The sequence below is a fragment of the Cupriavidus basilensis genome (assembly GCF_029335485.1).
In the GTDB taxonomy this organism is placed as follows: Bacteria; Pseudomonadota; Gammaproteobacteria; order Burkholderiales; family Burkholderiaceae; genus Cupriavidus; species Cupriavidus basilensis_E.
In genome coordinates this window covers 1-3,818 of the sequence record NZ_JARJLM010000410.1, presented here as the reverse complement: position 1 = coordinate 3,818, position 3,818 = coordinate 1, and the positions used below count along the sequence as shown (strand labels likewise).

The 3,818-nt window shown below is 71.6% G+C and carries 2 protein-coding genes; both read left to right on the top strand.

Annotated elements, in window-relative coordinates:
• Positions 1-2,489, top strand: a 2,489-nt coding sequence (locus P3W85_RS24400; RefSeq protein WP_276266670.1) for a DUF2339 domain-containing protein, incomplete at its 5' end; no start/stop codon positions are given.
• A partial coding sequence (locus P3W85_RS24395) for a DUF3999 domain-containing protein (RefSeq protein WP_276266669.1) occupies positions 2,486-3,818 on the top strand: 1,333 nt, incomplete at its 3' end. The genes P3W85_RS24400 and P3W85_RS24395, both read left to right, overlap by 4 nt.

The following is a 3,818-nucleotide window of genomic DNA, read 5'->3' as shown; positions in this document are numbered from 1 at the left end:
ATCTCACCGTGTTCGCCGCCACCAAGCTTTACGGCCTGCTCCCGGCCGCCGCCGCTTTCCCGCTGCTGGTGGCGATCTGCGCGCTCGCGGGCGGGCTTGCGGTGCTGCAGAACGCGGCGGTGCTGGCCTTCACCGGGAGCGCCGGCGGCTTTCTCGCCCCGGTGCTGATTTCCACCGGCGGCGGCAGCCATGTGATGCTGTTCAGCTATTACGCGCTGCTCAACGCCGGTATCTTCGCCATCGCCTGGTTCAAGGCCTGGCGCCAGCTCAACCTGCTCGGCTTCGCGTTTACCTTCGGCATCGGCACGGCGTGGGGCGCGCTCAATTACCGGCCGGAGCTGCTGGCTACCACCGAGCCTTTCCTGATCCTGTTCCTGCTGATGTACACGGGCATCGCGCTGCTCTACGCGCTGCGCCGGCAGGTCAGCCTGAAGGATTACGTAGACGGCACGCTGGTGTTCGGCACGCCATTGCTGGCGATGGGCCTGCAAGCCGCGCTGGTGCGCCATATCCCGTTTGCCATGGCGTGGAGCGCGGTGGCGCTCGCGGCCTTCTATCTTGGCCTGGCGGCATGGCTGTCGGCGCGCCGCGACCGCCTGGGCATGCTGTTCGAGGCCATGCTGGCGCTCGGCGTCATCTTCGCCACGCTGGCCGTGCCGCTGGCCTTCGACGGACGCGCCACCAGCGCCGTGTGGGCGCTCGAGGGGGCCGCGGTGGTGTGGGTGGGCGTGCGCCAGCGGCGCCGCCTGGCGCTGGCTTCCGGCTTGCTGCTGCAGCTGGCGGCCGGCGCCGCGTTCGCCGCGGGCAGCCTGTTCGATGCCACCCGGCTGGCGTGGCCGGTGCTGAACAGCCGCTATGTGGGCACGCTGCTGCTGGCGGTGTCGGGCGTGTTCAGCGGCTGGCGCCTGCACGGACGGCCCGAGGCGCGCGCCTGGTTCGCGCCTTCGGTGCCGCTGGGCCTCGCGGCCGCGGCGTGGGGCTTGCTGTGGTGGCTGGGCGGCGGCGTGGCCGAGATCCATCACTGGGCCGATGTGCTGGACTGGCAGCCGCGGGCGATGCTTGAAACGCTGGCGCTGTTCGTGGTGCTGAGCGCCTGGCTGGCGCACCTGGCGCGGCGCGTGCTGGCGTGGCCGCTGGCCGGCGTGCCGGCGCTGGCCATGGCGCCCTTGCTGGCTGGCCTGGCCGTATTCAGTTGCGCGATCTGGTCGGCGTCGCCCTTGCTTGGCGCCGGCGCGCCGGCCTGGCTGGCGGTATTCGGCGCGGCCTGGCTGCTGCTGTGGCGGCAGCAGGGCGGCGAGCGCGAGAGCCTGCTGGCGCCGATGCATACCCTGCTGTTCTGGACGCTGTGCGTGCTGCTTTCCACCGAGGCTTACTGGAGGCTGCGCGCCTATGTGCCGGAAGGCGCGTGGAGCTGGAGCGCCTGGGCCTATGGCTACGGCGCCCTGCTGGCACTGCTCTCGGCCTGGGGCTGGCGCCTGCCCTGGCCGGTGGCGCGCTTCGCGCGGGCCTACCTGCTGTGGGGCGCGCTGCCGCTGGCGGCGCTGCTGTGGCTGTGGAGCATCGCCAGCGTGGCTAGCGACGGCGACGCCGCGCCGCTGTTCTACCTGCCGTTGCTCAACCCGCTCGATGTCGCCCAATTGCTGGCCATGCTGGCCGTGGCGCTGTGGCAGCGGCGGCTTGCGGCACAGGGCCTGGCACCGCGCCCGCGGGTGCTGGAGTATGCCGCGCTGGCCACGGTGTTCCTGTGGTTCAACGCCGCGTTGCTGCGTACCCTGCATCATCGCTTCGGCATCGGCTATGACGTGATCGACGTGCTGCGCTCGGTCAACCTGCAACTGGTCTTCCTGGCAGGCTGGGGCGGCTTTGCACTGGCCGGTCTGCTATGGGCGCGCCGCGACAGCCTGCTGCGCCTGTTCGCCGTCGCCTCGGCGCCGCTGGTGGTGCTGATGTGGCTGTGGACGCTGTACGCCAATCTCACGCAGGCCGGCGCCATCCTGGGCTGGCTGCCGCTGCTCAACCCGCTGGATCTGGTGCAGGTGCTGGTCTACGGCGTGGCGGCGCTCTGGCTGGTGCGCGCCCGGCGCATCGGCGTACCCGTCGAGCCCTATGCCGACGGCTTGAAGGGGATTGCCGCCGCCACCGTCTTCCTGTGGCTCAATGCGATGCTGCTGCGCACGCTCCATCACTGGAGCGGCGTGCCTTACACGCTGGAGGCTCTCGGCAGCTCCACGCTGGTACAGGCGTCGCTGTCCGTGTTCTGGACCGTGCTGGCGCTGATCGCCATGGTGGTGGCCACGCGGCGCGGTACGCGAGCGCTGTGGTTTATCGGTGGCGCGCTGCTCGGCGTCACCGTGGTCAAGCTGTTCTTGTTCGATTTGTCCTTCCTCAAGGGGATCGAGCGCATCATCTCGTTTATCGGCGTAGGGGTGCTGCTGTTGCTGATCGGTTATTTCTCGCCATTGCCGCCGAAGGCGAAGGAGGCAACGTGAGCAAGGCGATATCCGCCTGCGGCGCAACGACCGTTGCGCGGCGTGCCCGGGTGCTGCTGGCGGCGGCATCGCTGCTGCTGCTGTTCGCCCCGGCGCGGGCCGAACGTTTCCCGTTGGCGGCCGAAGGTGACGCGGCGTACTACGCCGTGACGCTGAACTCGGATGTGTACGCCCATAGCCGGCGCGACGACCTCGGCGACCTGCGCGTGCGCAACGGCGCCGGCGAATTGCTGCCGTATGCGCTGGCGTTGCCGCCCGAGCCGCCCGCCGAGGTCCGCACGCTGCGGGAGGTGCCATGGTTCGCCCTGCCTGCCGCGCAAGCGCAGGGCCAGGGCGCGCCCGTGGGGGTGGTGATCGGTGCTGACGGCGCGCTGCGGGCCGCCAGCGGCGTGCAGGCGGCGCGCAGCGCCGGAGCATGGCTGCTCGACCTGAGCCAGTTGCGCGACGCTGCCAGCGCCGTGGTGATCGGGCTGCCTGCGGGCGATTACCAGGGCAGGGTGGACGTGGCCAGCAGCGATGACCTGCAGCACTGGCAGGACGCGGGCAGCGCGCAATTGCTGCGGCTGAGCCGCGAGGGCACCCAGCTCAGCCAGGACCGCATCGCACTGGCGCGTTTGCGCGCGCATTACCTGCGGCTGCAGTGGCAGGGCACGCCGCCGGCGCCGGCAACCGTGCAGGTGGAAACCGTGGCCGCGGGCATGCCGCCGCCGCTGGCGCTGCAATGGCGCGACGGCATCGTGGCCACGCAGGCGCAGGCCGGGGGCGACTATCTGTTCGACAGTGGCGGCCGCTTTCCGGCCGAGCGCCTGCGCATTCGCCTGCCGCAGACCAATACGGTGGTGCAGGCCACGCTGTGGTCGCGCCCCGATGACAAATCGGCCTGGCGCGTGGTCAGCAGCGGGCGGCTCTACCGTCTGGCCGGGGCGGAAGGGACCGAGCAGGAAAGCGCGCCGCTGGCGATCGGGCGCAACACCGACCGGCTGTGGCGGCTGAGCCTGGACGCGCGCGCCGGCGGGCTCGGCGCCGGCATGCCGACGCTGGCGCTCGGCTGGCGTCCCGCCGTGGTGACCTTCGTTGCGCGCGGCGCGGCGCCGTTCTCGCTGGCGGTGGGCGAGCCCGAGCCGCAGGCTCAGGAGCCTGGCCCGGTCGCCCGTGCCGAACTGCTGGCAGGCGCGGCGCCGGCGATCGGCAATGCGCGCATCGCGGGCATGACGGCGTCGCCACAGGCGCTGGCGGTGCCCGCGGATACCCAGCGCACGCGGCGCCTGGTGTTGTGGGGCGCCTTGCTGCTGGCGGTGGGCGCGCTGGGCCTGATGGCCTGGCGCTTGC